This window comes from uncultured Sulfuricurvum sp. (assembly GCF_937936435.1).
Taxonomy (GTDB): Bacteria; Campylobacterota; Campylobacteria; order Campylobacterales; family Sulfurimonadaceae; genus Sulfuricurvum.
In genome coordinates this window covers 1-1,104 of sequence record NZ_CALDDG010000040.1, presented here as the reverse complement: position 1 = coordinate 1,104, position 1,104 = coordinate 1, and the positions used below count along the sequence as shown (strand labels likewise).

General features: G+C 46.6%; 3 protein-coding genes. 2 read left to right on the top strand and 1 reads right to left on the bottom strand.

Annotated elements, in window-relative coordinates; genetic code table 11:
* Together Q0389_RS05215 and Q0389_RS05210 are read left to right on the top strand one after the other, a co-directional pair.
* Positions 1–426: sodium-independent anion transporter (locus Q0389_RS05215; RefSeq protein WP_298692326.1), on the top strand; the 426-nt coding region annotated here is incomplete at its 5' end.
* Positions 423–680: a thioredoxin family protein gene (locus Q0389_RS05210; protein ID WP_298692324.1), complete on the top strand. Its 258-nt coding sequence runs from the start codon at positions 423–425 to the stop codon at positions 678–680. The genes Q0389_RS05215 and Q0389_RS05210, both read left to right, overlap by 4 nt.
* On the opposite strand, the gene Q0389_RS05205 is transcribed toward Q0389_RS05210, so the two are convergent.
* Positions 643–1,104: EAL domain-containing protein (locus tag Q0389_RS05205; protein ID WP_298692321.1), on the bottom strand; the 462-nt coding region annotated here is incomplete at its 5' end. The genes Q0389_RS05210 and Q0389_RS05205 overlap by 38 nt on opposite strands.

The following is a 1,104-nucleotide window of genomic DNA, read 5'->3' as shown; positions in this document are numbered from 1 at the left end:
GATCAGATGATGAAATCGACCCAAATTCGTGCGGTAGAGACCGAAGAGGACGATCCCGATTCGATAGCCCATAAAACGATCCCCTCCGGCGTCGAAGTGTATGAGATTCAAGGTCCTCTCTTTTTCGGTGTCGCGGAAAAACTGGTCGACACGCTGATGCTGTTTGATAAACCGCCCAAAATCTTTATTCTGCGAATGCGCTATGTCCCTTTGATCGATGCGGCCGGACTGCACGCATTGGAGATTCTGCACGAACGCCTTTCACATACCCAAACCCATTTGATCCTATCAGGCGTCAATCCGCAAGTGCGCCGATTCGTCACGGCGGCACACATCGATCAGAAAATAGGTCAGGAAAATATTGTCGATCATATCGACAAAGCAATCGTTCGAGTCCATGCGCTATTAGGAGACCCTTCACAATGAAAATTATATTATTCGGCACCGGTTGCGACTCATGCCGCGAAATCGCCAAGAATATCGAAACGGCGATCAAGTTGGCCAACTACGAAGTTGAATTCGAGAAAACGGCGGATATCCATGAAATGCTTTCATATGGGATTAAAAGCACTCCGTCCGTGGTAATTGACGGCCACGTCGTTTCCGTTTCAAAACATTTGGATGTAGAAGAAATCTCTCGGATTATGAATGCGATGAACAGCTCTGAACATCATGCATGAGCAGTTCTTCGAAGACATTGACTTGAACCGGTTTACTGCATAAATAGCCTTGAAAATAACGGCAGCGGTGCCGTTCCAGAAATTCAAACTGTTCTATCGTTTCCACCCCTTCGGCGATAACATTCATATTGAAAATCGAAGCCATCGAAATCATCGTCTCGACCATGACGGCATCATCCTGATCTACCAAGATATCCCGTACAAAACTGCGATCGATTTTGAGGGTGCTGAACGGCAGACGTTTGAGATAAGAGAGTGATGAATATCCCGTACCGAAATCATCGATAGACATACGGATACCCAACGCGCGCAATTCATCCATCTTCGCTATCGTAGCTTCCAGGCTGTCGATGATCATCGACTCGGTCAATTCGATCTCAAGCAAATGCGGATCGATCTGCGTCTCTTCAAGGACATTTTTGAC

What these genes read in the sequence shown, in the direction of transcription:
- Q0389_RS05210 (WP_298692324.1), top strand. Translation starts at nt 423, where the DNA reads ATGAAAATTATATTATTCGGCACCGGTTGCGACTCATGCCGCGAAATC.